Here is a 2,597-nt window from a genome sequence, read left to right on the forward strand (position 1 = left end):
GGCGGTGCGGTCGCGGCCGGGGTGCCGTGGCGACGAGGGCCCCCCGGACGGCTCGGGCTCGGCCTCGCCTGAGCCCCGCCCCCTCGCTCGACCGAGCGCCCTCGCTCGACCGGGCCAGGGTGCCCTGACGTCCTGACCCGGACGGCTTGCGCCGTCCTCCCTATCCCGGAGGCACCATGTCCACCCAGTCCAAGCAGCAGCGCCGCGAGGATGCCCGCGCCCAGGCCGTGCGCCGGCGCCAGGAGCAGGAGCGCGCCGCGAGCCGGCAGCGCGTCCTGCTCATCTCCCTCGTCCTGGTCGGCCTCGTCGTCATCGGCGGCGTGGTCGTCTGGATCCTCAGCAACCAGCCCGACCCCGCTCCCGACTTCAGCGATGTCGAGGACCCGCTGGGCTCGGTCAGCGTCCCGGCCAACACCACCGCCGAGGGCGGGGTCCTCGTGGGGGCCGACGGCGTGGCCGGCAGCACCGAGGGGTCCGCGGAGGACGCCGTCACGGTGACCGTCTACTCCGACTTCCTCTGCCCGGTCTGCGCGGACTTCGAGCAGACCAACGGTCCGGTGCTCGAGGAGCTCCGCGCCACCGGCGACGTGGTCGTCGACTACCGTCCGGTCTCGATCCTGGACCGCGCCGCAGCCGGGTCGCAGTACGCGACCCGCTCGGCCACCGCGGTCGCCCTCGTGGCTGACCAGGACCCCGAGGCCTTCGTCGCCTTCCACGACGTGCTCTTCGCCAACCAGCCCACCGAGGGCGGCACGGGCCTGTCCGACGAGGAGATGGCCGACCTGGCCCGCGGGGCCGGGGTCGACGACGCCGTCGCGGACCAGATCGCCGACGGCTCGTACTTCTCCTGGGGGGAGGACTCCTACGCCTCGTGGGTCGCGGCCGCGACCGAGCAGGCCACGCGGGAGTTCGAGCAGTTCGGCACCCCGACCGTGCTCGTCGACGGCGAGAACCTGAGCGACCTCGGGGTCGACTGGCGTGTCCCCGGGGCTCTCGAGCTCACGGTCGAGGAGGCCCGCGGCTGAGCCGCGGGCCCGGTCGACAGGTACCCCGATGAGTCTCGACGCCCCCGCGCGGGAGGGCCTGGTCGCCCGCGCCTTCCGGATCCGGCACGACAACCGGTTCATCTTCACCACGATGCTGCTCTCGGCCTGCATCAGCCTCGTCGCGTCCTTCGTGCTCTCGGTCGACGCGCTCCTGCTCGCCGAGAACCCGGACCGCGTGCTCTCCTGCGACGTCAGCGCGGTGCTCTCGTGCGGGGCCGTGGCGCAGTCCTGGCAGGCATCGCTGTTCGGCTTCCCGAACGCCTTCCTGGGGCTGGTCGCCGAGCCCGTGGTCATCACCATCGCGGTGGCCTCGCTGGGCGGCGTGACGTTCCCGCGCTGGTTCATGGCCTCGGCGCAGCTCGTCTACACCCTGGGCCTGATCTTCGCGTACTGGCTGTTCGCGCAGTCGATGTTCGAAATCGGTTCGCTGTGCCCGTGGTGCCTGCTCGTCACGGTCTCCACGACCCTGGTGTTCACGACCCTCACCCACGTGAACGTCCGGGACGACAACCTCTACCTGCCGCGTCCCGTCCAGGAGCGGGCGCGGTGGGCCATCGACCACGAGGTCGACGTCGTCGTGGTGTGGCTGTGGCTGGTCTTCCTGGCCGCGGTCATCGGGCTGCGCTACGGACCCGCGCTGCTCGGTTGAGCGAGAGGGCTCCCCGGCCGGTCCCGGCGGGGGAGCCCTCTGGCAGACTTGTCGCCGCGCCCGGGCCACCGGGCGGGCCGCCTTAGCTCAGTGGTAGAGCACCCGCCTTGTAAGCGGACGGTCGTCGGTTCGAATCCGACAGGCGGCTCCGTGGGGCGACGACGCTCCGGGAGAGCCGGGGCGCACGCCCGAGGGTCTCAGGGGCCGTCAGGCCCGACCGGCCCCAGGGTGGGCTGCTTGGGCACGCGCCGGTCGCCCGAGGAGCGGCCGCGCAGCCGACGGGTGGCCCAGGGGTAGGCGTGGGTGCGGAACCAGTCCACGTCCTCGCGCACCTGTGCTGATCGGGGCACCGGCGGCAGCGGCGTCAGGGGGTCGTCCCACCGCGCGTCGTCGGGCGCGAGCCCCAGAGCGACCAGGGCGCCCTGAGCGACCCTGCGGTGCCCCTCGGTCGTCAGGTGGATCCGGTCGGGGGCCCACATCCGCCAGTCCCGCAGCGAGCGCATCCCCCACACGTCGAGCACGTGCGCACCGTGCCGCCGCGCGATGGTCCACACATGGGAGTTGAGGACGGCGACCCGGCCGCGGGTGCGTCGGATGACCGGGCTGTCCTTGGCGTCCATCCCGGTCGCGAGCAGCACGTCCGAGCCGGCGGCCCGCAGCCGCACCACGGCGTCCTCGAGGGCCGCGGCGAGGGTGTCGGGGTCGGCCGCGGGCCGCAGCATGTCGTTGCCCCCGCCGACCAGGCTCACCAGGTCCGGACCCAGCTCGAGGGCTGCGGGGACCTGCTGCTCGAGGATCGGCGTGAGCAGGCGGCCGCGGACGGCGAGGTTGGCGTACAGCACCGGCTCGGTGCCGCGCTCGGCCAGGTGCGCGGCGAGCAGGTCGGCCCAGCCCCGGCAGCG

The 2,597-nt window shown here is 73.7% G+C and carries 3 protein-coding genes and 1 tRNA gene; 3 read left to right on the forward strand and 1 reads right to left on the reverse strand.

Annotated elements, in window-relative coordinates; genetic code table 11:
• Positions 1 to 176: 176 nt before the first annotated feature.
• The 3 genes from L0B03_RS16470 to L0B03_RS16480 all read left to right on the forward strand — a co-directional run bounded on the left by L0B03_RS16470 (position 177) and on the right by L0B03_RS16480 (position 1,843).
• On the forward strand, positions 177 to 1,025 hold the full coding sequence (locus L0B03_RS16470; protein ID WP_250447887.1) for a thioredoxin domain-containing protein: 849 nt from the start codon (positions 177 to 179) through the stop codon (positions 1,023 to 1,025).
• A 28-nt stretch (positions 1,026 to 1,053) separates the two neighbouring features.
• A complete protein-coding gene (locus L0B03_RS16475) occupies positions 1,054 to 1,695 on the forward strand; it encodes a vitamin K epoxide reductase family protein (protein WP_250447889.1) in 642 nt (213 codons plus the stop codon).
• A gap of 76 nt (positions 1,696 to 1,771) precedes the next feature.
• A tRNA-Thr gene (locus L0B03_RS16480) sits at positions 1,772 to 1,843 on the forward strand.
• Between the two features lie 49 nt (positions 1,844 to 1,892).
• Here L0B03_RS16480 and L0B03_RS16485 read toward each other — a convergent pair.
• Positions 1,893 to 2,597: SGNH/GDSL hydrolase family protein (locus L0B03_RS16485; protein WP_250447892.1), on the reverse strand; the 705-nt coding region annotated here is incomplete at its 5' end.

The organism is Actinotalea sp. C106 (genome assembly GCF_023630195.1).
GTDB lineage: Bacteria > Actinomycetota > Actinomycetes > Actinomycetales > Cellulomonadaceae > Actinotalea.